The organism is Vibrio parahaemolyticus, assembly GCF_900460535.1.
In the GTDB taxonomy this organism is placed as follows: domain Bacteria; phylum Pseudomonadota; class Gammaproteobacteria; order Enterobacterales; family Vibrionaceae; genus Vibrio; species Vibrio parahaemolyticus.
The window spans coordinates 1,719,145-1,743,782 of record NZ_UHIL01000001.1; the positions used below are offsets into that span (position 1 = coordinate 1,719,145).

A 24,638-nucleotide genomic window follows, 5' to 3' on the forward strand; every position below is an offset into this window, starting at 1 on the left:
CCCGATTGGATGCCGTTTGACTTCTAATTATTGTTCTTCGTTTGAGTCACTTTTCGCGTCTTCGCGCACATCGAACTCAACATGCCATTTTTGCCCGTTATCTGCGGCGATGGCTTCTAAGTAAAGCGTGCCAAGCTCTGTGACGCGAGAAGCAAGAGTTACTGGAACCACTTCACCTTCACGACGACCTTCAGATACTGGCAGCGTTACTTGGATTTCTGGTAGCTCTTCAAGCTCTTCTGGTGCCCAGTAGTCAAGGTGAGTACCTGCTAGGTCATCACGACGAACGGTTGAGCCGAAGAATTGGAAGTTAACTGGTTGACCGATGATCAAACCAAACTCTTGGCTTGGTACGTCAACGCTTGAGCCTTCTTCCATACCAAATGGTGCGACACAAAGTGCTTCCATTGGAGGCGCCATGCCCGGAATCGCTGGCATTGCACTTTCGATACCCACGTAGTACGCCGAAGCAATACCACCGCGGATACGCACACCTTGACCACGACGCACAGAGCCGTAGTAAGCCGCACCGCTAGCAACCGCAAGGTCTAGATCCACACCTGTTAGGCGTTTCGCCATTTCTGCATCTGCTTCTAGTAGCCATTCGTTGATCGTGTCTTCTAGACGAGTTGCTAGAAGTTTCGATTTCAGAACACCACCGTTGAATAGGATTGCGGTTGGCTTGATGAAGTCAGCCGATTGCGCTGCATCCGCGCCAGGCATACCTGGCATGTTTGCAAATGGGTTGAAATCTTGAGCTTGCGCTGATTCACCACCGCTTTGCGCGTGTGCTTGCTTAGACAAGAATGCTGCAATGTGGCGAGTAATACCCGCATCTTGTGCGTAAGGCAGACCCATTTGTGTTAGTGCACCACGGTTGCGTTGAACAGGGTGGTCGGTAATCGCAACTTGAGGGAAGAAACCGTCAACTAATGTTTGTTGTACTTCTTCTTGAGTCAGTTCAGTTTTCAGCGTTGCACCAAGCAGTTTAGAACCGCGGCTTGGTACAACGATTGGCACTGACTGAAGCTCGCTGTCGTTCAATAGCGCTTCTTTAGCATCACGACATGCGTGCGTCATCGCCTGAACTTGCCATGGCTGTAGCTCTTTGCCTTCTTGCGCGAGCTTCATCTTCAAGCGGTACGCAAGTGCAAGGTCCATGTTGTCACCGCCAAGTAGGATATGTTCACCTACCGCGATACGGTTCAGAGTTAGGTTGCCTTCGTCTTCTGTTACTTCAACTAAAGAAAGGTCGGTTGTACCACCACCGATATCGACCACAAGCACGATGTCGCCAACTTCAACTTCGTCGCGCCATTTGTCGTTGCTGTTATCAATCCAGTTGTAAAGCGCAGCTTGAGGCTCTTCTAGAAGCGTTAGGTGCACAAAACCAACGTTGCGTGCAGCTTCGGCTGTCAGGTCACGAGCCGCAGGATCGAAAGAAGCGGGAACCGTAATGGTAACGTCTTGATCGGCAAGTTTGTGGTTTGGATTCGCGTGATTCCAAGCGTCTTTTAGGTGCTCAAGGTATAGCTCGGTTGCGCGAAGAGGGGATACTTTTTCCACTTCTTCTGGGCTACCTGCTGGTAGGAATGCGTCACGACGGTTTACACCAGCGTGGCAAAGCCAAGATTTTGCACTAGCAACTAAACGAATTGGTGTTTTTGAACCTAGGTTACGAGCAATCGCACCAACCAGAGCTTTTGGCTCGCTCGACCATGGAAGAACGCGTGATTGCTGGTTCATTTCGTGCTCATGCGGCTGGTATAGGAAGGAGCCTAATTGGCTGCGAGTTTCTACAGTACCCGGAGCTGTTAGCTGCGGGATAGGCATGACTTGTACACGAGCGTCTTCGTCTTGAGTATCAACGTAAGACATTACGCAGTGAGTGGTACCTAAGTCGATACCAACACTGAATTTAGGAGACTGTTGCTCTTGCGCTGTCTCTTGAGAAAGGTTTTCTTGGTTCATGTGTTCCATTACAGCTCAACCTCAGCTGGAGCAATCACAGAGGCATCGTAGTTCTCAGCCAGTTTAGGCAGGTTCATAGACGTTGCCTTCCAACCTTTGTGAACTAGAGTGCCGTGGAACGGCGCGCTGCCTGTCACGTTACCAGTTAGGCGGATTTCTTGTGGGTTGAAGCCTTCTTCAACCGTAATACGAGTTTCTTCTTCTTCGTTACGAACGTGCGCAAGTGTCACGTAATCGTTCAATACTTTTTGACCGCCAGTGTGGATAACACGAGCCGCAGCGCCTACTTCTTCATCAGAGAACGAAGTTAGGTCTTCTTTCAAGAAGTCGATTAGACGCGCTTCTTGCTGCATGATAGAAAGCAGCTGCATTGCAGAATCAGTAGAAGCTGTTGCAAGTTTTGATTCAACTTCCACCACTTTTTCTACGACTTTCTCTACTTCTACAACCTTTTCCACTTCTACGATCTTCTCGACTGGCTTTTCAACCTCGACGATTTTCTCGACAGGTTTCTCTACCACTTTCTCAATCACTTTTGATTTGCGTGATACTGCGATCAGAAGAAGCAATACGCTCGAAGCCGCAAGGCCTGCGTGCAGCATATCGAACGTTTGAGGAATTAGGTTCAAATCAATGTTCATGACGTTTTTTCTCTTTCTATTGATTGCTCGGTGCTCAGTGTTGGCTCAATTTATTGACTAAAAGCGATCGTCTTTGCGATCTTGCACCAAGTTTAGACATTAAAATGATGACGGATGGTAGCATATTCAAGGCCTAAGGCTGTAATAATTCGTGAATATACCGTACGATCAGCGTGAAAAATCAACGATTGGACTAAGCTTGGTAGGTTGCTGCTTGATGTTTATTCGCTGGTAACGCAGTATTTCCCTAAATACCGAAGTTTAACTTACGGAAATATCAGTAGACGAGATGACCACAAGCACTGCTCAAAAGAGCTTTATAAAGAGACACTCTGATTCCATTTCTGCTTTTGTAGCGGCGCTCCTCGTCACTGCAGGCGTAGTTGGTGTGGCCTACCAAATTCAGCAACGATATACCCTCGCTACTTTTGCAACCCTTGCAGATCGACAAGCTGAATCTCTAAAAGCAAATGTTGAAAATGATTTGAAATTTATCGGAGCGGGGGCCAATTTTTATCATTCTATAGACAGTTCTTATTGGTCAGCATTTCCCGTTTATGCAGAGCAGGTTATCAATAGCTCTCACAGTTTGATTGGTTTGCAGTGGATGCAACGAGTAAAGCGAGAAGATTTAGACGCACACATTGCTAAAATGCGTCAAACATACCCAGATTACCAAATCTTTACTGTTCCAAAAGATCAGCCCAAAACCTTTGGCTACATTCTAGAAAACAACACTCCTGTTTACGTTGCAACGGACATCTACCCAAGAACCCAAGCCAACTTATCTTTACTTGGTTTTTACTTCTCTCGAAAGCGTTTTGATTTGATCTTTGACGACATCTCGACGCACAAACGCGCAAATGTTTCCGATAAAGTTCGTCTGCTTCAAGACGGCTACGACAAATCCATCCCCAAATCGGGCTTGCTGGTGTATCACCCGGTCTTTGATTTCGAGAATAAAAACCTGTTGGGCGTGGTAACAGGTGTGATTCGTAGCACTGTTTATTTCGAAGAGCTGATCACCAAGACGGCGACGGAACTTGAGATGTCGGTCAGAGTGGAAGACTTAGGTTTTGATGCCTCTGACGACCCGTTTTTGTTTCAAAGTGAAAACTGGGACCGGATCAGCGGTAAAGTGATCAGCCGAACGATTCAGCTGCCTAATCGACAATGGCGAATTGATTTCAAACTTTCAGATGCCGTGTCTGCTTGGGAGCGCTCCATTTTAACGGGAACGACCATCGCAGGTCTTCTGATTGCGTTTTTGATCAGCTACATAGTTAACTTACAGTCACGAGAAAAAGAACGTTTAGCCGAAATGCTTGATATTAAGACGGTTGAGCTAAAACGCATGGCTGAGTTAGACCCTCTGACGCAATTGTTGAACCGTCGCGTGTTTAACGACAACTTACTCAATCAAATTAATAGCGGCAAACCGTTCTCTTTGGTTGGTTTCGATATTGACCATTTCAAAGTGATTAATGATAAGTACGGCCATTTGGCGGGTGATGAAGCGTTACTTCATGTTACGAGATTGGTTAATGCCAACTTAAATGCGGGTGACCGATTCTATCGCGCAGGTGGAGATGAGTTTTGTATTCTTTCCACGGTGACGGACACAGAAGAGCTAGAAGCGTATCTTGAAAAATTACGCGGTATCGTGGCGAGCTCGTCATTTGACTATGAAGAGGCGTCTATAATTTGCACATTGAGTATTGGTGCGGTAGTTCATCACGACGAAGATCCGGAAAACTTGTACCACAAAATGGATGCTCAACTGTACTTAAGTAAGGAAAATGGCCGCAATACCGTGTCGATCGGTGATTAAATCAGCGCGCAAATTCGAGTTTTTCATAGTGTTGCGGTAGAATCGCACCCTTTCAAATTTACGCTAGGAACCAAGACAAGCTATGAACCATAACCGTATCGTCTGCTTCGATTTAGAAATGTGCTGCTGGAGCGAGAATGGCGTCGGCCGCACGGGAGAGATCATCGAAGTAGGGTTAGCTGAAATAGATTTGTCTAAAGGCGAGATCGTTAAGCGTGCTCAATACTACGTGAAGCCAGAACATGATGAAGTGTCACTGTTTTGTGCTGAACTGACGGGCATCACGCCGCGTAAAATCGAAAAGCAAGGCAGACCATTGGCCGAAGTAATCAAATCTATGATTAAGAACTTTGGTGGTCGCAACAAGATTTATGCTTCTTGGGGACGTGACGATGTCATTCTTCTTGAAGAGTGTAAACAAAAAGGCATTGAAGCGCCGTTTACGGAATTCATAAATCTCGCGACGCTGTACCGTATTCAAAACCGTTTAAAAGACAAGCGAATTGGCCACCGAACTGCTCAAGAAGCAAAAGGCATTGAGTGGGAAGGGCGTCAGCACTCGGGCTACGTGGACGCGCACAACCTAGCGAAGCTTGCGCTCACCATGCTGTAATTAATTCGTCATCCAATCATTGTTGTTTTGTCATGGATATAGCTTAGTGTAGAAGCTGTCAAACACATTCATACCTTGACCAGTATTTTAATAACAATGTCGTTGGCTGAAGAAAAAACGCGCGTGATGCGCGTTTTTTATTGGTAGAAAATGAGCATTGAGCACAAATTTTATTGCCACAGCGTTACTGTGATTGCAGTTTTGCGCGGATAAAATCGCTGTGGTCAACGTACAAGAGTTCTGCGGTTTTGCGAATTACAGCATCCTCAAGTGGGTCGATTTGTCCATCGGCATAAGCGACTTCCCACATGCTCTTAATCAAGTTGTAGCGAGTCTCTTGTGTGAGTTCTCGAAGCTGGGAAGTAAAATCGTACAAAGAGGTAGCGTCTTGCGTTTTTTCTTTTGCCTGAGCAAGTAACTGCTCCGATTCTTGCTCGTTTAACTCGAGCAACTTCATCAGTAAAGAACGCTTTGTGCTTTCTTCTTTTTCATCAATTAGATGATCCGCACCAGACACTTCACACAGCAGACATGCGATCGCCATGTTTGGCGACAGTGCATTGGTTTTGCTCAAATCAGAGCCGTCGATAAGTTGTTTGAACAACGAAGTAAGAGAATTAAACATAGTAAGCACCAAGCTGTTTTCTTTTAAGATGGTTATAGATGCGGTAAATCTCAAGGTGTCGTATCAAATTTAGCACCGACCTGACAGGTTATTTTCCTTTATCTTCTGCGCGAGTTGGAGGGAAGTTAATCTCCTCCCCGTCGCTAGTCAGAATGCCGATGTGACTCGGTTTTCCTTCATCGTCCAAGCGTAACTCTCCGATAGCACTGTGATTAACCAAGCGATAAAAATTGTGAGTGCTTGGCGCGCGTTTGTAGATCTTCAAGCGTTTACGTTTCGTAAACCAGTTGAGAGGTGAACGCGGACTGTAAAGCATTCTGTCTAGGCCATCGCAGATCGTGAGCAGTTGCGTAGGAAACTGGTTTTTAATGCCGCTACAGGTGATTTGATAAATATTCGGGCTGTTTTTTCGATAACGCAATTTGATGTCATAGGCGAACGAGTAGTGAACGTCACCAGACAAAATCACAAAGTTGGTTGGTGTTTTGGTATGCGTAAAAATACTGATGAGCGTATTGGCACTGCCCGGATGCGCCATCCAGTTTTCGGCATCGACCATCAACGGTTTGCCAAGCATTGTTACCACACGCTGCAAGGCTTCAATGAATTTCACACCAAACATGGGAGCGGCAGAAACAATAATCACTTTGTCTTGATGCACCAGCTCTTGGTGGAAGTCAATCATCGCTTCCCAATCCATCAAACCCGATGGTTTATTCATGCGAGATTCAGACCGCCAGCGGCGAGTTCGTGTGTCGAGTACCACGACCTTTGGTGAAGTAGGGATAGTGTAATGCCATTCTTCGAAGCGATAGAGATGTTGAATAAAGGCATCTTGAGCTTGCGAAGAGGGCGTGTCGAAAAAGTGGTTCGCGTGTCGCCAAAACGTCTCGTTAAACTTTTCTGGCGCGTTTCCCCAGCCTTGGCAAAGCCAGTACGCGATCAAACTGTTGCCGATAATGCGTTTTGAGAAAACGTTGCTGTAAGCCGCTTGTTCCCAGCCGATGGTTAAGTTCCAATCGTCGGTTACGTCGTGATCATCAAAGATCATATAGGTAGGGATGTGCGCGAGCAGTCTTTGTACCTTCGCCAAACCTGCAACAAAGTTATCTATTTGGACTTTTTCCTCGCGCCATTGCTGTTGCCATTTTGGTTCGAGAGTTCTTCCACCAACCGTGAATGCAGTTTCCAGCAAGCGGTCGCGTTGGATTAGATCCCAAAGGGTAGGTGACCAAACTAGCAGATACATTGCAAAGCATTCAGCGAAACTGATCAGGTGGTTTTCACACTCTTTCGCACTAAAAATGGGTGTGCCCCGATGAGGGAACAGCTTGGTTAACAAACTACCGTCATCGACATAATGTGGCAGAAGCTTATCGCGTCCATAGTAGCAATCTGGGTGTTTATACAGTGCTTTTGTATCTGCAATGGGCGCTTGCTCAAATTGCTCGTCTGGTAACCCTAGTAGCTTAACGACTTGCTCAATGGCGTCCAAAGTCGGCCCCGCTACGTGGTCTGCATAAATTTGGTCACCACTCATGATCAGCATGTCTGGTCGCTCATCAACACGTAAGCTAGCGACCTTTTCGTCTGCAGTGACTAAAGTGTCTTTACTAAAATGGTGAGGATTTCGACAAGAGCCATGAAGAACGTAATCGGCTTTCTCGCTGATCACAAACTCCAATCCTTGATGTGGATGTTGGTCTTGTTCATAGCTCAGATGTGGCAACAGCTTAGTCAATAGACCATCTTGAGTTTGAATTTGGTAGCGAAGCGGTTGATGAGTTGGGTAATCACCTTTAATGGCGAGTAAGCTTACCCACGCTCTCTGACCTATTTGGAGCTGCTGAAGTTCATCAAGTGATTGTGATGTGTATGCGTTGTGAGTGCTTGCATCCATTATTTCAACCACGCCTTTAAGAGGCTTGGTTGTCACTAGCCAAATGTTGATTTCAGACGCGGTGACTTTGCGCAGGACAGGCCCTGCAATAATAAGAGGAAGGGGAGTAGGTTCAGTATTGGTCGACGTTGTTGGCAAAGCGCTTCCTTATGTATCTGATTCTTCTTCTAATACTTCGATGACTTGAGAGCTGCTAAGTTCATGCCCCATTAAGAACAAACCTAACATCGCATCCGCTTTTGATGCGTTGTCACTGTCTTCATCCAGAATTTGTTGCAGGCGAGTGCGTATCAAATCTATTTCATGATCGACAAAACCACGGCCTTCTTCGTCACCTTGTCCATCTTCAGGTGCGTTATCGAAGTGCAAAAACAGGAGCTCACCATCGAGCTTGGTATCCACTAATCTTTCAGGTAGCCACTCTTCTCCCATCACGATGTCTGGGTTGGAGTTAGACGGCAAATTATTGAGGATAGAGATAAGTTCTGATGCTTTCACGTTTACTTCGTTATGTTTAAGTTCAAGCTAAACCCATAAGTGGCTGCTTTTAATGATTTTTGATGACGACATGCCTAGATTACTGGCATAGTTCGTTGTTAGGTTAACAACGCACTGAGATTATGTTCATGCCAACGTATCAAAGTGCATGACGCGAACTGTCACGCACATGACAACGTTAAGTATTGTAACGGCTAATATCGAAAGAACATAAGCTTAATTCACTGATTTTCACCATCAACTTTGATTAAAACCCATGAAGAGATTGAAACAAGCCACCATGATGCTTACGCTCGCTGCGGCTGTATCAACGGCTTATGCAACAGATGAGCAAACGTGGGGCATTGCCGCCATGTATCGCACGGCCTCGATTCCTTTTTACACTGCTAACGATGACTCTACGGTGAGCACCTTCGTGCCGATGATGTTTTTTGAAAATGAACATTTGTACATTAACGGACTCGAGGGTGGCGCTTTTCTGTTTAACGAAGAGGATTCTGACTGGCGAGTGAGCGCGATTACGCGTCTTCGTTTTGTCGACATTCCTAAATCCGTTCAAAACGCGTTTGAAGGTGATCGCGTCGATTTTGGTGGCCAACTGCGTTATGACTTTAATGAAAACTGGCGAGCTGAAGTGGAATTGATGACGGATGACGAGTTTCAGTTCCACTCAAACTACAGAATTGCAGCAAATTACGAGCTGGGTGATTGGGAGTTCGAACCATCTTTTACCATCCGTTATAAGGACTCTGATTTCAACAGCGAGTATTACGCTTTCAAAGATGTGACAGGGGAAAGAATCGGTGCTGGCGCAGATGCTAATCTGGGCATCAAAGCGCGTTATCACGTGATTTCTAACCTCTATTTGTTGGGCGAAACCAGCGTGACGCGCTTAGACAACGAAGCTTACAAGAGCGGAATTGTCGAAGATCGTTACCAAGGTGAAGTGTTTGTCGGTTTCGGCTTCTTTAACGACAAAGGCAAAGAGCGAAAATCTGACCTTCACAATCGCCCATATTTGCGAATTGCGCACGGCTGGGCGACGCCTTCCAATATGGGAGACATTTTCAAGTTCAACGCAGAAAAGGATGAATACGATAATCAGCTCACTTCGTTTTTCTACGGACATCCGTTGACTGATGAACTGTTTGGTTTGCCTCTTGATATCTATTTAACGCCTGGTTTGGTTCATCATTGGTCGTCGGATGCTCAGTCATCTAGTACCGAATATGTCATGGCGATTAAAGCGTATTACACCTTTAACTGGCCGACTCAATGGCGTTTTGGTGTTGCGGAAGGGATGTCTTACATCGACAACATCACCTATATCGAAGGTACAGAAATGGAAGAGAAAGGTTACACGCCAAGTAACTTGCTTAACTATCTGGACTTTTCATTGGATGTGAACGTCGGTGACCTGTTTAACCAAAAAGATTGGGAGAACATGTGGGTGGGGTATTCGTTACACCATCGCTCTGCGATCTTCGAAAACGCCTCTCAATTTGGCAGAATTAAAGGCGGAAGTAACTACAACACGATTTATTTCCAATACGAATTCTAAATACATTATTAAGCCCTGTAATCCTACAGGGCTTTTTATTTATCCAATAATTGATAACCATTATTATTTTTATTCTTCTGTATTCTATTTTTGTATTTATATATTCAATTTTAATTAGTAAATATTATCTATTTTACCTAGCTCTGACCTATTCATATTTCATTAATAAAAAATCGTAAAATGAAATATAAGATTACGCATCGTGCCATTTATAAATTGATAGTGGTCAAACTTATTAACCATTAAATCTACAAGGATATCGATAGTGGTTTCTTGTCTGGCTTTAGTTGCTCAAGGCCTGATAAGTAAAGCTTGATTAATAGATCTTAGAAATGTCACTTTGACCTCAAAGTGTTTTAGATATTTTCAAATCATGCCTATTTTGAAAATACGATCTCTATATCTTATTTGTTTCTAATTAGTGTTCTTTCCCCACTTGTTATTAATTAAGCGCCACTCCCAATTTTAAATGCACTTAGGAAAAAACCATGAGTCAAAATGGTAAGTTTAATATTACTCGGCGTGATGCTTTAAAGGGCGGTTCTGCACTTGGCGCTTTAGCGTTAGCAGGAAACGCGCTTTCTCTCCCGTTCGCAACTAAAGCGGTTGCCAAAGAAACGCCAGCAAAACCAAATGAAAAAATTGTCTGGTCGGCATGTACCGTAAACTGTGGTTCTCGTTGTCCGCTTCGTATGCACGTGGTCGACGGTGAAATCAAATGGGTAGAAACCGATAACACGGGTGATGATGTGTATAACCACAATCATCAAGTTCGTGCTTGTTTGCGTGGTCGCTCTATGCGTCGCCGTGTTTACTCGCCAGACCGTTTGAAATACCCACTTCTTCGCGTTGGTAAACGTGGTGAAGGTAAGTTCAAACGCATCACTTGGGACGAAGCCTTTGACCTCATTGGTGACAACCTAAAACGCATCATTAAAGACTACGGTAATGACGCGGTTTACTTAAACTACGGTACGGGTACCTTGGGTGGTACGGTAACTAAGAGCTGGGATCCGAGCGCGACATTGGTTGCACGTATGATGAACCTTTGTGGTGGTTACCTGAATCACTACGGCGACTACTCGGCAGCTAACATTGAATGTATGTCTGAGTATTTCTACGGCACTTGGGTAGACAACAACTCGATTGACGACGTACAAAATGCAGATCTTTGTCTGATGTTTGGTAACAACCCTGCAGAAACTCGTATGTCGGGCGGTGGTCAGGTTCACAACTACGTGGACGCAAAAAACATCAGCCACACACGTACGATCTGTATCGACCCTCGTTACACCGATACTGCCGCTGGCCGTGAAGACCAATGGGTACCAATCAAGCATGGTACTGACGCTGCACTGATCGCTGCTATCGCAAATGTATTGATCAGCGAAGATAAAGTCGACCAAGACTTCCTTGACCGTTACTGTGTGGGTTACGACCGCAAAACACTGCCAGCGTCAGCGCCAGAAAACGGTAGCTACAAAGATTACATCATGGGCACAGGTCCAGATGGTATCGAGAAAACACCAGAGTGGGCACAACCAATCACAGGTATTCCTGCTGATGTGATCTTGAAACTTGCGCGTGAAATCGGCGATGCAAAACGTATTTACATCACGCAAGGTTGGGGTCTACAACGCTCAGCAAACGGGGAGCAAGCGTGTAAAGCGATCATGATGCTGTCTCTGCTTCGAGGTCAGGTTGGTCTACAAGGTGGTGGTACTGGTGCTCGTGAGGGTAACCACTCTTACCCATTCCAACGCTTCCCGAAAGTGCCAAACCCAATCAGCGCTTCTATCCCAATGTTCCTTTGGACAGATACGATTTTCCGTGGCACTGAGATGACCGATCTTACTGACGGTATCAAAGGTGTTCAGAAGCTGCAAAACAACATCAAGTTCATCTGGAACTACGCGGGTAACTGCCTGATTAACCAACACTCAGACATCAACCGCACACACGACATTCTTCAAGATGAAAAAGCGTGTGAAATGATTGTGGTGATCGATAACCACATGACGTCTTCTGCGAAGTATGCCGATATCGTACTGCCAGACTGTACAACGTCAGAGCAATCGGATTTCTGTATGGATGGTGCGGCGGCGTCAATGCCTTACTTCATCTTTGCAAGCCAAGCGATTCAACCTCGTTTCGAATGTAAGCCAATCTACGACATCATGTCTGGCGTGGCGAAGCGTATGGGCGTGTTTGATGAGTTTACTGAAGGTCGCACGCAAGAAGAGTGGCTGCAATGGATGTACGCTCAGACCGTCAAACAAAACAACGATCCAAACCTGCCGTCTTACGATGAGATGAGAAAGCAGGGCATCTACAAGAAGCAATTCGACCGTCCACACGTGGCGTTTGAGGACTTCCGCCGTGACCCAGAAGCGAATCCATTGCCTTCGCCATCAGGTAAGATTGAGATCTACTCAGAGACCCTCGCGCAGATCAACGAAGAATGGGAACTGGATGAAGATGAATCCATCACACCATTGCCTGAATACGTATCGACGTTCAACGGCTGGGATTCGCCAGATCGTAAAGAGTTCCCGCTTCAGTTAACGGGCTTCCACTACAAAGCTCGTGCGCACTCTACGTACGGCAACGTCGACATCCTAAAAGCAGCAGCACCACAAGATCTTTGGATCAACCCGATTGATGCAGCGTCACGCAACATTGAAAACGGTGATTTGGTTAGCGTGCGCAGCAAGTTCGGTGAAATGAACGTTCGCGTAAAAGTGACCCCACGCATCATGCCGCATGTGGTTGGCTTAGGTGAGGGTGCATGGTACGCACCAAACGCAAAAGGTGTTGACCAAGCGGGCTCAATCAACGTGCTGACAACACAACGTCCAAGCCCGTTGGCAAAATCGAACCCGAGCCATACCAACCTCGTTGAAGTGACGCTAATTAAGAAAATGGGGGCTAAATAATGAGCACAGCGAAACAGTATGGCTTTTACATTGATTCAAGCAAATGTACTGGCTGCAAAACATGTCAGCTCTCTTGTAAAGACAATAAAGATCTGGGTGTCGACCGTAACTTCCGTCGTGTTTACGAATATGTAGGCGGCAACTGGACAGAAGAAAACGGCGCGTTCCGTCAAAATGTGTTTGCGTACTACCTATCGATCTCTTGTAACCACTGTACTAACCCTGCGTGTACCAAGGTTTGTCCATCTGGTGCAATGCACAAGCGTGAAGAAGACGGCTTTGTTGTTGTTGATGAAAGCGTGTGTATCGGCTGTAAATCTTGTCACATGGCATGTCCTTACGGCGCGCCTCAATACAGCGAAGAAAAAGGTCACATGACCAAGTGTGATGGCTGTTACGAACGTGTCGCAGAAGGCTTAATGCCAATCTGTGTGGACAGCTGCCCATTGCGTGCGATTGAGTTTGGTCCAATTGATGAGCTACGCGCGAAATACGGTTCAAACGCGGATGTGGCACCATTGCCAGATTCTCGCATTACGAGCCCAAACCTGATCGTGAAGCTAAATCCAAATGGTCGTCCAACCAATGACCGCACGGGTTTCCTACAGAATCCAAGAGAGGTGAAATAATGTTATACGAAGCACCATTAGTTGCCTTTACGGTTCTTGCTCAAACAGCGGTTGGCGCGCACCTAACGGTTAACGCATTCGAGAAATTCGGTAAGCCACCACGCGTGACAGAACCTCGTATGAACATCGCTCGTTTTGCAATTTTGGTTGTAATGGGATTGGGTTTCTTGTTCTCAACCACTCACTTAGGTAGCCCACTTCGTGCCTTCAACGCATTAAACCGTGTTGGTAGTGCGGCGCTATCTAACGAGATCTTAACAGGTGCAAGCTTTCTGTCTCTAGCGGGTTTGTACTGGTTGCTAACGATTCTAAAAATCGGCAGCGAAGGCGTGCGCAAAATCGTGAACTGGTTGTCTATCGCGGTTGGCGTGATTTTCATGTTCGCGATGGCAAATGTTTACCAAATCGAAACGGTTCCAGCATGGTACTCACCAATGACAACGGTTGCGTTTTGGTTCACGGTCGTGACTTCGGGCCTGATGTTTGGTTACACGCTGATCAACGTATTGGACGTGACGGCTGAGAAAACCAATCGTCGCCTAATGTGGGCAGGTGTGAGTTTGATTGCGCTGAACCTAGCGTTCTCAGTAATGCAAACCATTCACTTCGCAGGTATCTCAACCGCGATTCACAGTGGCTTAGATCAAATCACCATGCTATCTGGCTATGTTGCCGGTCATGTGATGTTGCTTGTGGTTGCTACTGCTCTTTGGGTATTCGCTGAGTTGTTTACCGCAGAAGGTCGTCAGAAGAACTTGCTGGTTATCGTGGCATTCGTCGCCTTGTTCGTTGCGGAGATTCTGGGTCGTAACGTGTTCTACGGCATGCACTTTACATCTGGTTTGTACTAATAACCGTGATTTGTGCTGATAACCATGAATAGAGTGGGGCGAGTGTTCGTCCCACCTCTTTTCCGTTTTACTTAATCGAAGAATAAAAGCGCCAGTCATCAAAGGTACTTCATGCAAATTTCTCAACTTGAACCACAAGATACCAGCATCGTTCTTAAGCTGTTTGGTGCACTGTTTTACTACCAGCCTAAAGATTACTCTGAGGCAAATCTCGATACGTTGCTGAGCAATACAGATACACCAATCGAAGCGCTTAATGACATGTTACGCAGCTTTCAAAACGAGAGCGAAGAGGCACTGCAAATGGAGCACGATCGCATGTTTTCCGGTATTGGTGAGATGCCAGCGCCACCTTGGGGATCGGCTTATCTAGATAAAGAGGCGGTGTTGTTTGGTGAATCAACCATTGAATATCGTTACTTCTTGCAGCGTTGTGGTTTTTCTTTGGAATCTGACCAACGTGAGCCAGAAGACCAGATCGGCTTGATGCTGATGGTGTTAGGCATGTTGATTGAAACTGAACAGCAAAAACTGGCGGCTGAAATGCTGCGCGAGCACTTGATGACGTGGTTTGGTTTTTTCAACAAGCGCTTCAAAAAAGCGGTGACTCTCACGCCTTACTCAAAACTGTCGAACCTTACTGAAGAATTACTTCAATCCTTGAGTGAGCAATACCAAGTCGTTGTGCCAGCAAAGAGAGATTACTCGGATGCGCCAGTCTGAATCGGTTGACCTAAGCAAGCGACGTCTGTTTTCGTTCCGTCGCGCGCCAGTAGAGCAAGCTCAAGAGCCTCGTGTTAAAGCGAGACCACCGTATGCGGTGGAAGAGTCGATGTTCACAAGGTTATGTGATGGATGCGGAAAGTGCGCTTCTGCATGTCCAAGCCAAATCATTGAAATGGTTGGTGGCGTTGCCGCGTTAGACATCAGCTACTCAGTATGTGATTTATGCGGTGAGTGTAAGTCGGCATGCCCTACATTGGCGCTTTCAAATCAAACAGAGTCTACAGGCTTGATTGCAACTATCTCGAACAGCTGTGAAAACTTATACGGTTATTGCGGTAGTTGCGAGGACAGTTGCCCATACGATGCCTTGCAATGGCAAGACGATGCCAAACCCAAAATTGATGCAGCCAAATGCAAAGGTTGTGGGCAATGTGCGCAAAGCTGTTACACCAGCATGATCAGCTTTGACTTAAAACGATAAAAAAGGGATTGGCGTACACCAATCCCTTTTTATTTGTATTCTTTTTGTCGTTGAAGTTATGCCATTGTGGCAAGTTGACTTTGTGCTTCTGAAATGCCTTTCGATGCCGCATAGTCACCCATGTTTAACGCCTCTGCGTAAACAAATTCCACATCAGTGATTCCTACAAAACCCAGTACAGTGCGTAGGTATGGCGTCACGTTGTCGGTTGGTGAATCTTTATGGATACCACCGCGCGTGGTTACTACGATCGCTTTCTTACCTTCAATCAAACCTTGAACGCCGTTTTCTGTGTATTTGAATGTCACGCCTGCACGAGCAATCAAATCAATCCAGTTTTTAAGCTGAGTCGGAATGGTGAAGTTGTACATTGGTGCAGCGATAACCAAAGTGTCTGCTGCCTTTACTTCTTCAATCAAGGTATCAGACAAGTCGACAACCGCTTGTTGTTCTTGTGAAAGGTCTTCCGTTGCGCGAAGTGCAGTGGCAACGGCGAAGTCCAAAACTGGCAGTGGGTTTGCAGCCAAATCACGAACGGTCAGTTTGTCTTGGTCTACATTTTTGATGAAGTCTTCAACCAATTTGTTTGATTGAGAGTAATCGCCAAGGATGCTTGATTTTAGAGCTAGTACACGAGACATAATGGTTATTCCTTAAATAAGTGCTTTCGACTATGGGAGCCATTATAAGCAAGGTAAGTGAGTTCAAAAGCCTAGCGATTCGCTTAACATGTTCGAAAAAATTGAATGAGCTTTCGGTTATCTTGTTGCAGACCTTGTGTGATACAATCCGCGCAGTTTTTGTAATGAAAAGAATAGGAAACGCTTTGACTTCGTCACAGCCCCCAAAAAAGACCCCCGCTGAAGAGCAAGCGACACCGTCAAATGGTGCGCAAAAGGCGACAGCGAAACAAGCTCAAACACCTCAGGCTCAAGTGAACAGCGCGGCATCTCTGCGTAAAGCACTGAATCAGTGCATGATGCGCGACCGTTTTCGTTTGAGTAAAAGAATCTCTGGTGCAAGCAAAATTAAGAAGGACGCAGCGCGTAACGCTGTGTTTGATGAAATCGCATTAGACATTGCTAAATCGATGATGGTTGCGGAACAACGCAGCAGCTACAAGCCAACGATTGAATACCCAGAAATCCTGCCAGTCAGCCAAAAACGCGACGACATTGCGAAAGCGATCGAAGAAAACCAAGTGGTTATCGTTGCGGGTGAAACCGGTTCAGGTAAAACCACTCAGCTACCAAAAATCTGTGCTGAGCTTGGTCGCGGTAAGTTTGGTCTGATTGGCCACACTCAGCCTCGTCGTCTTGCGGCGCGTTCGGTTGCGAACCGTATTGCCGAAGAGATGGAAACCAAACTGGGTGAGTTTGTTGGTTACAAGGTTCGATTCAACGACCAGATCTCTGAAAACACCCAAATCAAATTGATGACAGACGGTATCTTACTGGCTGAGATTCAACACGACCGTTTCTTGAATCAATACGACACCATCATTATCGATGAAGCGCACGAGCGCAGCCTTAACATCGATTTCATCTTGGGTTACTTGAAAGAGTTGCTACCACGTCGTCCTGATTTGAAAGTGATCATCACGTCGGCAACCATCGACCCAGAGCGTTTTTCAAAACACTTCAACAATGCACCAATTATTGAAGTGTCAGGTCGTACTTACCCAGTAGAAACGCGTTACCGCCCACTAAGTGGTGATGACGACAACGATCGTGACCAGCTTGAAGGTATTTTCGAAGCGGTAGACGAACTGTGTGATGAAGGTTTAGGTGACATCCTGATCTTCATGAACGGTGAGCGTGAAATCCGTGATACCGCTGATGCACTGTCTAAACGTAACCTGAAGAGCACGGAAATTGTGCCGCTTTACGCGCGCTTGTCGGCGGGTGAACAGAACAAAATCTTCCAACCGCATGCTGGTCGTCGAATTGTACTGGCAACCAACGTAGCAGAAACCTCGTTGACGGTTCCGGGCATCAAGTACGTGATCGATCCGGGTACGGCGCGTATTAGCCGTTACAGTTACCGTACTAAAGTACAGCGCCTTCCAATTGAGCCAATTTCTCAGGCGAGCGCGAACCAACGTAAAGGTCGTTGTGGTCGTGTGGAAGAGGGTATCTGTATTCGTCTGTACTCAGAGGAAGATTTTGAGTCACGTCCGGAGTTTACCGATCCTGAGATCCTGCGTACTAACCTAGCATCGGTTATCTTGCAGATGACGGCACTGGGTTTGGGTGATATTCAAGCGTTCCCATTTGTGGAAGCGCCGGATAAACGCAACATCCAAGACGGTGTTCGCTTGTTGGAAGAGCTTGGTGCGATTAACGCCGAAGCGAAGGACGCGAAAAAACGCTTAACCAGCATTGGTCGCCAATTGGCTCGCTTGCCTATCGACCCGCGTCTCGCGCGCATGGTTTTGGAAGCTCCAAAATATGGTGCACTAAAAGAAGTGATGATCATCGCAGCGGCATTGTCGATTCAAGATCCGCGCGAGCGTCCTTCAGACAAACAACAATCGTCAGATGATAAACATCGTCGTTTCTTCCATGAAGAGTCGGATTTCCTGACATTTGTGAACTTGTGGGATTACATCCAGAAGCAGCAGAAAGCGTTGACGGGTAACCAATTCCGCAAACAATGTAAGCAAGATTACTTGAACTACTTGCGCGTACGTGAGTGGCAAGATGTGTACTTCCAGATTCACCAGTCGATGCGTGAAATGGAATTCAAACTTAACGATGAGCCTGCGTCTTACCATGGCGTACACAGTGCGATTCTGGTTGGTTTGTTGTCGCACATTGGTATGAAAGACCAAGAGAAGAATGAATACCAAGGCGCGCGTAACGCTCGTTTTCATATCTTCCCGGCATCGGGGCTGTTTAAGAAGCAACCTAAGTGGATCATGTCGGCTGAGCTGGTGGAAACCTCGAAACTTTGGGGTCGTATCATCGCCAAGATTCAACCGGAGTGGATCGAGCCATTAGCCAAGCACCTTATCAAGCGCAGTTACAGCGAACCGCATTGGTCGAAGAAACGCGCGGCGGTGATGGCGCACGAAAAAGTCATGCTTTACGGTGTGCCAATCGTACCGAAACGTTTGGTGAACTACGGCAGTATCGATCCTACCGTTAGCCGCGAAATCTTCATTCGTAGTGCATTGGTTGAAGGTGAGTGGGAAACCAAACACGCGTTCTTCAAGCAAAACCGTAAGCTTTTGCAAGAAGTGGAAGAGCTTGAACACAAATCTCGTCGTCGTGACATCTTGGTGGATGATGATGAGCTGTTTGATTTCTATGACCAACGCGTTGGTACCGAAGTGGTGTCTGGTAAGCATTTCGATACATGGTGGAAAAAGGCATCGAAAGAAAATCCGGAACTGCTGAACTTTGAAAAAGAGATGCTGTTCAAGGGTGATGCTAGTCATGTCACCGATTTGGATTACCCGAACTTCTGGCATCAGAATGGTTTGAAGCTCAAGTTGAGTTACCAGTTTGAACCGGGTGATGATAGTGACGGTGTAACCGTACACTTGCCATTGCCGATTTTAAACCAAGTCGAACCAGCAGGTTTTGACTGGCAGATCCCGGGTTTACGCCATGAGCTTGTGGTGAGTTTGATTAAGTCTCTGCCGAAGACAATTCGTAAGAACTTTGTGCCGGCACCGAACTATGCGGATGCGTTTTTAGCACGCGTAACACCAATGGAAGCGCCGCTGCTGGACTCGCTAGAAAAAGAACTGCGCCGTATGACGGGCGTAGAAGTGCTGCGTGAAGATTGGAACTTAGAACAGGTGCCTGAACACTTGAAAGTCACGTTCCGCGCAGTTGATCACCGAAATCGCAAGCTGAAGGAAAACAAAGATCTTCATGAACTGAAAGAAAGCTTGAAAGACAAAGTTCAAGAAACGCTTTCCAAAGTCGCGGATGACGATATCGAACAACAAGGCCTGCATACGTGGAGCTTTGGCGAACTACCGAAAGTGTATCAACAAAAACGAGGCGGCTACGATGTAAAAGCATATCCGGCGCTTGTTGATACCAAAGACAGCGTTGAGATCAAACTCTACGAAACCGAATTTGAGCAGATCACCGCAATGCGCGCTGGTCAGCGCCGCTTAATTTTGTTGAACGTACCGTCGCCAATTAAATATTTGCACGCAAACTTGCCGAACAAATCGAAGCTGGGTCTGTACTTTAACCCTTACGGCAAAGTGCTTGATCTGATTGATGACTGTATTGCCTGTGGTGTCGATAAGCTTATTGAAGAGCAGGGCGGTTTGGTTTGGGAGCCTGAGAAGTTTGAAGCGTTGAAAGAACACGTTCGCGCTGAACTGGGTGATACCGTGGTAGAAATTGCCAAACAGGTAGAAACCATTCTGACGACGGCTTTCAACATCAACAAAAAGCTGAAAGGCAAGATCGATTTCACCATGGCGTTTGCGTTGTCGGACATCAAAGCGCAAATCGAAAGTTTGATTTTTAAAGGCTTTGCGACGGAATGTGGCTGGAAACGTCTGCCTGATATTCTTCGCTACATGCGTGCAATTGAGCGCCGCATGGAGAAATTGCCGATCGATCCGAACAAAGACCGTTTGCACATGCTTAAAGTGGAATCTGTCACCAAGGATTACAAAGAGTTGCTGAATAAGATCCCGAAAGGGATGGTGATTCCAGAAAATGTGAAAGAAATCCGCTGGATGATTGAGGAGCTTCGAGTGAGCTACTTTGCTCAACAATTAGGCACACCATATCCAGTTTCTGATAAACGAATCAAAAACGCGATTGATGCTTGTTAATCAACAAGTAAAATGGCGCTGTGGTTTGTTGTAAACGATGAAGAAGTTACTGGTACAGTAATTGCTAGTAACTTGTCACGTGTTGTTTTTAGTTCTCGGGAGGCAATGGTTCGCCTCCCTTGTATTTGCAGTACCAACGTCTGATTTGCAAGACGTGGGGAATAATAAAGAGTAAAGGTAGATGATGAAAAAAACTCTATTAGCAGTGGCGCTACTTGGCGCATCTTCTGCGGCAATGGCAGATTCTTGGATTTACGGCGGTGCAACTGTTGGTCAATCTGACTATAAAGGCGAGACAGATACGTCTTACTCTGTGCACGTAGGTACAGGTATTCTACCTATCATCGGTATTGAAGCGGGTGTAACTCAACACGGTGAGTTCAACGTAAACGGCCAAGATACTAAGCTGACTTCTTACTACGCTGCACTTAAGCCAAGCATCGATTTTGGCCCACTGCACGTTTACGCGAAAGGTGGTATCCACCAGTGGGATAAGAAAGTAAAAGGCGGCAAAGACGATGATGATTTCGATCTAATGTACGGTGTAGGCGCTGAGTACTTCATTTTTGGTCCAATGTCTGTTGGTGCTAGCTACATGAACTACACTGCGGGCAAAGACGACATCGGTACGTTCTCTGTTAACGCGACATTGCACTTCCTATAATCATCCGTTCAAGATGATGCAAATTCTGAACACCGGCATTGCGCCGGTGTTTTTTTGTCTATTGATAATCCTAACTGCTCTTAATTCTACTATTCACCTGAATTGATATCACACAAACAAAATCTGAACATAAATTATTCACTTTTTGATCTTAAATTCGCCATACCTTCCAATATATAGTGACGAGTAGGTGCGCATGTATGCGTAATGTTCCGTTCAGGAATCGAACAGGAAGGTATAACTATGAAAACAAAACTCTCGTTATTGGCTTTGGCGTTGTGTTCAACATCAGTGCTTGCTGACTCATGGATTTATGCAGGCGGCCAAATTGGTCAATCAGATATTGATGGCGAAAACGACACAACGTATGGCGTGCATGTCGGAACGGGGATTCTGCCATTAATCGGTATCGAAGTCGGCTATTTCAACCACGGTAAAGTCGACTTGTCTTTCGGTGGCAACAAAGGGGATGCGGATTTCACTTCGTTCTACTTAGCGGCGAAACCAAGCATCGATTTTGGTCCGCTACATGTGTATGCCAAAGGCGGCATTAATGCATTCAATGTCGATTACAATGGCGGATTAAGCTCGGTCAGCAAAGATGATGGCGTGTCTTACATGTATGGCGTCGGCGCGGAATATTTCTTGTTAGACAATATCTCTGTTGGTGCAAGTTACCAATCATTTGGCGTGGATATCAATGGGGACAGCGATAACCTAAGCAGCTTTACGGGCAACGTGACTTTCCATTTCTTGTAAACCGCAAACTTCCCGATCTTCTTTATCCAACTCACTCTTCACAGTTGGTTGAAAAACTCCACCAACCTCAAAATGGTCTCGCCCTTATGTGCGAGGCCATTTCTTTTGTACTGAATACCGTTTGACCTTGTTGATTGACGGTTTTCCTCTGCGTATTCCAATTTCGAAAAATAGTTAGATGTCGTAGCTTATTTCTGTGAGTTGAAGACACTTGTTTTGCGTTCATTTGCAGTAAATATGCAATAAAAGTGTTATTTTTGCATAAATCTGTGATTGGTGATAAACTTCGCATCGTTTTTAAAGTTTAGAGTTCAAATTAATGGAGGGCGGTATTGGAGTTCTTCTCCCCTGAGAAGCGTTTCAAATTACGTTAAATTTGTATTTATGGATAATGCATTTAAAAAATATAGTATCGACACAACAGACTACCAGGTTGGCCAAGACAACGTTCAAAAATGGGGCTTCGATATACACAATCCCGTATTCGGCATCAGTGCTGGTCTCGTTGTTTTCTGTCTTATTTCACTTCTTCTTGTCGAGCCAGTCACCGCACGTGACGCATTAAACGGGATCAAAAACGGAATTATTGAACAGTTTGATGCATTCTTTATGTGGTCTACCAATTTTTTCTTATTGTTCGCTGTTGCTCTGCTTTTCTCGCCATTAGGTAAGATTCGTTTAGGCGGTAAAGAGGCGACGCCGGATCATTCAACCGTTTCATGGCTATCAATGCTGTTTGCTGCAGGTATGGGTATTGGCCTCTTATTTTGGAGTGTGGCTGAGCCAACGGCCTATTTCACGGATTGGTGGGGTACGCCGCTAAACGCAGAAGCGTATTCAGCCGATGCTAAATCACTCGCGATGGGCGCGACCATGTTTCACTGGGGTGTTCACGGTTGGAGTATTTACGCCCTTGTTGCGTTGGCGCTTGCTTTTTTCGCCTTTAATAAAGGTTTACCACTTTCATTGCGTGCGGCGTTTTACCCAATTTTTGGTGACCGTGCATGGGGCTGGTTAGGCCACGTTATCGATATCCTTGCTGTACTTTCGACGTTGTTCGGTCTTGCTACTTCTCTTGGTTTGGGTGCTCAGCAGGCAACCAGTGGTATTAACCATGTATTTGGTTTAAACGGCGGCATCGGTACACAAATGGTGGTGATTGCGTTTGTAACCTTTATTGCTGTGCTTTCTGTTGTTCGTGGTATTGACGGTGGTGTCAAACTCCTAAGTAACGTCAATATGATCGTTGCGTTTGCTCTGCTTATTTTTATTACGTTCATTACCTTTGATACTGCGATGGGTTCATTAGTCGACACGACAATGGCATACATCCAAAACATCATTCCGTTGAGTTACCCGCATGGTCGTGAAGACGAAACGTGGATGCACGGTTGGACAGTGTTCTACTGGGCGTGGTGGGTATCTTGGTCTCCGTTTGTGGGTATGTTTATCGCTCGCGTATCGAAAGGCCGTACCGTTCGAGAATTTTTGTTCGCAGTCATCGTGATTCCGACGTTGGTAACATTGGTTTGGATGTCAGTATTTGGTGGTATTGCGCTTGATCAGGTCGTGAACAAAGTTGGTGAATTGGGTGCGAATGGTTTAACGGATATTTCACTGACACTATTTCATGTTTACGATGTATTACCATACAGCTCAGTGATTTCTATTCTGTCGATTGTTTTGATTTTGGTGTTCTTTATCACCTCATCTGACTCTGGCTCATTGGTTATCGACAGTATCACTGCGGGCGGTAAGATTGATGCTCCCGTTCCACAGCGAATTTTCTGGGCGTGTATCGAGGGTTCAATTGCCGCGGTTATGCTCTGGGTTGGCGGTAAAGAAGCCTTGCAAGCGCTACAGTCTGGTGTGGTTGCGACCGGCTTGCCATTTACCTTTGTTCTACTGTTGATGTGTGTGAGTTTGGTGAAAGGTTTACGTACCGAGCTTTCCGCTTACCGCTAATCGATGTTGATAAATTAATACTCAATGCCGAGCATTCATTGCTCGGCATTTTTATTTCTGCTTTTCTTTTTAAGAAATTCCGTTACAGTTTGGGCTTCTTTTTCATCACTCAACTGCATTATGTCGCTTGCTAAACTTATTCTCATTCGTGGCCTTCCTGGCTCAGGAAAAACAACCTTGGCGAAACAATTGGTGAAAGATTTCGATGCGAAGCATTTCGAAGCCGACATGTATTTTGAGAATGAGAAAGGCGAGTACCACTTCAATCCGTCTTTGCTTCCGCAAGCGCACGAATGGTGTTTTGAACAAACGCGAAAATGGTTGAACAAAGGGAAAATCGTGATTGTGAGTAATACCTTTGTACGACATTGGGAAATGAAGCGGTATTTAGATTACTGCCGAAAGAAATCTATCGAGGTGGAAGTGATGGTGTGTTCGGGCGAATATCAGAGCATTCACAATGTGCCACCAGCGACAATCGAGAAGATGCGTCGCCAGTGGCAAGAGTAACAAAATAGACTCGAAGCATTACTGGCCGCGTCCATCAATCATTACGATAAGCGTTTTACTCATGATAGAAAGATCCATCGTGATCCACGAGTAAAACGAGCCGAGGCTTAGTGCATAGCTGTGGTCAAAACCAACTTTTCTTCTCACGTCTTCAATGCAAGCATCGTAACCTTGGTTTACTTGCGCCAAGCCTGTAATACCTGGCAGTACTCCGTATGTACGCTCTACAAAATATGGAATTTCATCTTCCAACTTTTGGTAAAAGGCAGGTCGCTCAGGGCGAGGGCCAATCATAGACATTTCACCTTTCAATACATTGAATAGCTGCGGTAACTCATCGAGACGAGTCTTACGTAAAAATCGGCCGACCGGGGTAATGCGTGGATCATTTTCGGTTGCCCAAACGGCACCTGAGCGTTGTTCTGCATCGATGTACATCGTGCGAAACTTCATGATTTGAAACAGATCCATCTTCTCTGGTGTGCAGCGACCAACACGCAGTTGACGATAAATCACTGGGCCTTTTGAGCTGACCTTGATGGCAAGAGCAATGAACGGAAACAGTGGCGCGGTTATTAGCAGAATCAACAGCGCAACCAGTACATCAAACGTTCTTTTCGCGTGGAATACATTTGAGTCGTAACGTGAGTTTTTCATGATGCTT

Annotated in this window: 20 protein-coding genes; 13 read left to right on the forward strand and 7 right to left on the reverse strand. The window is 45.8% G+C overall.

The annotated features are described in order from the left end of the window. Positions 1-27: 27 nt before the first annotated feature. Entirely contained in the window at positions 28-1,980 is a 1,953-nt protein-coding gene (locus DYB02_RS08465) for an Hsp70 family protein (protein WP_021823328.1), read from the reverse strand. After that, positions 1,980-2,612: a DUF2760 domain-containing protein gene (locus tag DYB02_RS08470; protein ID WP_005454971.1), complete on the reverse strand. Its 633-nt coding sequence runs from the start codon at positions 2,610-2,612 to the stop codon at positions 1,980-1,982. The genes DYB02_RS08465 and DYB02_RS08470 overlap by 1 nt, the downstream gene beginning before the upstream one ends. Before the next feature lie 289 nt (positions 2,613-2,901). On the opposite strand from DYB02_RS08470, the gene DYB02_RS08475 reads away from it, so the two are divergent. Beyond that, positions 2,902-4,443, forward strand: coding sequence for a sensor domain-containing diguanylate cyclase (locus tag DYB02_RS08475; protein ID WP_029804207.1), 1,542 nt, complete (start codon positions 2,902-2,904; stop codon positions 4,441-4,443). 82 nt (positions 4,444-4,525) lie between these two features. Next, positions 4,526-5,056 (forward strand): 3'-5' exonuclease, encoded by a 531-nt coding sequence (locus tag DYB02_RS08480; protein ID WP_029804208.1) that lies wholly within the window; start codon positions 4,526-4,528, stop codon positions 5,054-5,056. A 184-nt stretch (positions 5,057-5,240) separates the two neighbouring features. On the opposite strand, the gene DYB02_RS08485 is transcribed toward DYB02_RS08480, so the two are convergent. From DYB02_RS08485 to DYB02_RS08495, 3 genes are all read right to left on the reverse strand, one after another. After that, positions 5,241-5,681: a tellurite resistance TerB family protein gene (locus DYB02_RS08485; RefSeq protein ID WP_005454910.1), complete on the reverse strand. Its 441-nt coding sequence runs from the start codon at positions 5,679-5,681 to the stop codon at positions 5,241-5,243. A gap of 88 nt (positions 5,682-5,769) precedes the next feature. Further along, positions 5,770-7,719, reverse strand: a complete 1,950-nt coding sequence (locus tag DYB02_RS08490; protein ID WP_029804209.1) for an alkaline phosphatase D family protein — start codon at positions 7,717-7,719, stop codon at positions 5,770-5,772. Between the two features lie 9 nt (positions 7,720-7,728). Next, entirely contained in the window at positions 7,729-8,079 is a 351-nt protein-coding gene (locus tag DYB02_RS08495; RefSeq protein ID WP_015296697.1) for a VC1380 family protein, read from the reverse strand. 280 nt (positions 8,080-8,359) lie between these two features. Between DYB02_RS08495 and DYB02_RS08500 the strand changes: the two genes are divergently transcribed. The 6 genes from DYB02_RS08500 (at position 8,360) to DYB02_RS08525 (ending at position 15,263) form a co-directional block, all read left to right on the forward strand. After that, positions 8,360-9,640, forward strand: coding sequence for a MipA/OmpV family protein (locus DYB02_RS08500; protein ID WP_225868822.1), 1,281 nt, complete (start codon positions 8,360-8,362; stop codon positions 9,638-9,640). 488 nt (positions 9,641-10,128) lie between these two features. Beyond that, positions 10,129-12,576 (forward strand): DmsA/YnfE/YnfF family dimethyl sulfoxide reductase, encoded by a 2,448-nt coding sequence (locus DYB02_RS08505; protein WP_029804213.1) that lies wholly within the window; start codon positions 10,129-10,131, stop codon positions 12,574-12,576. Beyond that, a complete protein-coding gene (locus tag DYB02_RS08510) occupies positions 12,576-13,205 on the forward strand; it encodes a DMSO/selenate family reductase complex B subunit (protein ID WP_029804214.1) in 630 nt (209 codons plus the stop codon). The genes DYB02_RS08505 and DYB02_RS08510 overlap by 1 nt, the downstream gene beginning before the upstream one ends. Continuing rightward, entirely contained in the window at positions 13,205-14,056 is an 852-nt protein-coding gene (locus DYB02_RS08515; protein ID WP_029804215.1) for a dimethyl sulfoxide reductase anchor subunit family protein, read from the forward strand. The genes DYB02_RS08510 and DYB02_RS08515 overlap by 1 nt, the downstream gene beginning before the upstream one ends. A gap of 111 nt (positions 14,057-14,167) precedes the next feature. After that, entirely contained in the window at positions 14,168-14,779 is a 612-nt protein-coding gene (locus DYB02_RS08520; RefSeq protein WP_029804217.1) for a TorD/DmsD family molecular chaperone, read from the forward strand. Further along, positions 14,766-15,263 carry a 4Fe-4S binding protein gene (locus DYB02_RS08525; RefSeq protein WP_029804218.1) on the forward strand — a complete coding sequence of 166 codons (498 nt, stop codon included), beginning with the start codon at positions 14,766-14,768 and terminating at the stop codon, positions 15,261-15,263. Before DYB02_RS08520 ends, DYB02_RS08525 begins: the two co-directional genes overlap by 14 nt. Before the next feature lie 56 nt (positions 15,264-15,319). Here DYB02_RS08525 and DYB02_RS08530 read toward each other — a convergent pair whose 3' ends face one another. Next, the gene (locus tag DYB02_RS08530) at positions 15,320-15,904 is read right to left on the reverse strand and encodes an FMN-dependent NADH-azoreductase (protein ID WP_029804220.1); all 585 of its coding nucleotides are present in this window, start codon (positions 15,902-15,904) and stop codon (positions 15,320-15,322) included. A 185-nt stretch (positions 15,905-16,089) separates the two neighbouring features. On the opposite strand from DYB02_RS08530, the gene hrpA reads away from it, so the two are divergent. The 5 genes from hrpA (at position 16,090) to DYB02_RS08555 (ending at position 23,974) form a co-directional block, all read left to right on the forward strand. After that, positions 16,090-20,076, forward strand: a complete 3,987-nt coding sequence (gene hrpA, locus DYB02_RS08535; protein ID WP_025499062.1) for an ATP-dependent RNA helicase HrpA — start codon at positions 16,090-16,092, stop codon at positions 20,074-20,076. Positions 20,077-20,260: 184 nt separating this feature from the next. Beyond that, complete coding sequence (locus tag DYB02_RS08540; RefSeq protein WP_005483427.1) at positions 20,261-20,740, forward strand: outer membrane beta-barrel protein; 480 nt, start codon at positions 20,261-20,263, stop codon at positions 20,738-20,740. Positions 20,741-20,983: 243 nt separating this feature from the next. Then, positions 20,984-21,499 (forward strand): outer membrane beta-barrel protein, encoded by a 516-nt coding sequence (locus tag DYB02_RS08545; RefSeq protein WP_005454858.1) that lies wholly within the window; start codon positions 20,984-20,986, stop codon positions 21,497-21,499. A gap of 384 nt (positions 21,500-21,883) precedes the next feature. Further along, a complete protein-coding gene (locus DYB02_RS08550; protein ID WP_029806824.1) occupies positions 21,884-23,464 on the forward strand; it encodes a BCCT family transporter in 1,581 nt (526 codons plus the stop codon). Positions 23,465-23,584: 120 nt separating this feature from the next. Continuing rightward, positions 23,585-23,974, forward strand: coding sequence for an ATP-binding protein (locus DYB02_RS08555; protein ID WP_020840675.1), 390 nt, complete (start codon positions 23,585-23,587; stop codon positions 23,972-23,974). Between the two features lie 18 nt (positions 23,975-23,992). On the opposite strand, the gene DYB02_RS08560 is transcribed toward DYB02_RS08555, so the two are convergent. Then, on the reverse strand, positions 23,993-24,631 hold the full coding sequence (locus DYB02_RS08560; RefSeq protein WP_029805304.1) for a sugar transferase: 639 nt from the start codon (positions 24,629-24,631) through the stop codon (positions 23,993-23,995). Positions 24,632-24,638 lie beyond the last annotated feature (7 nt).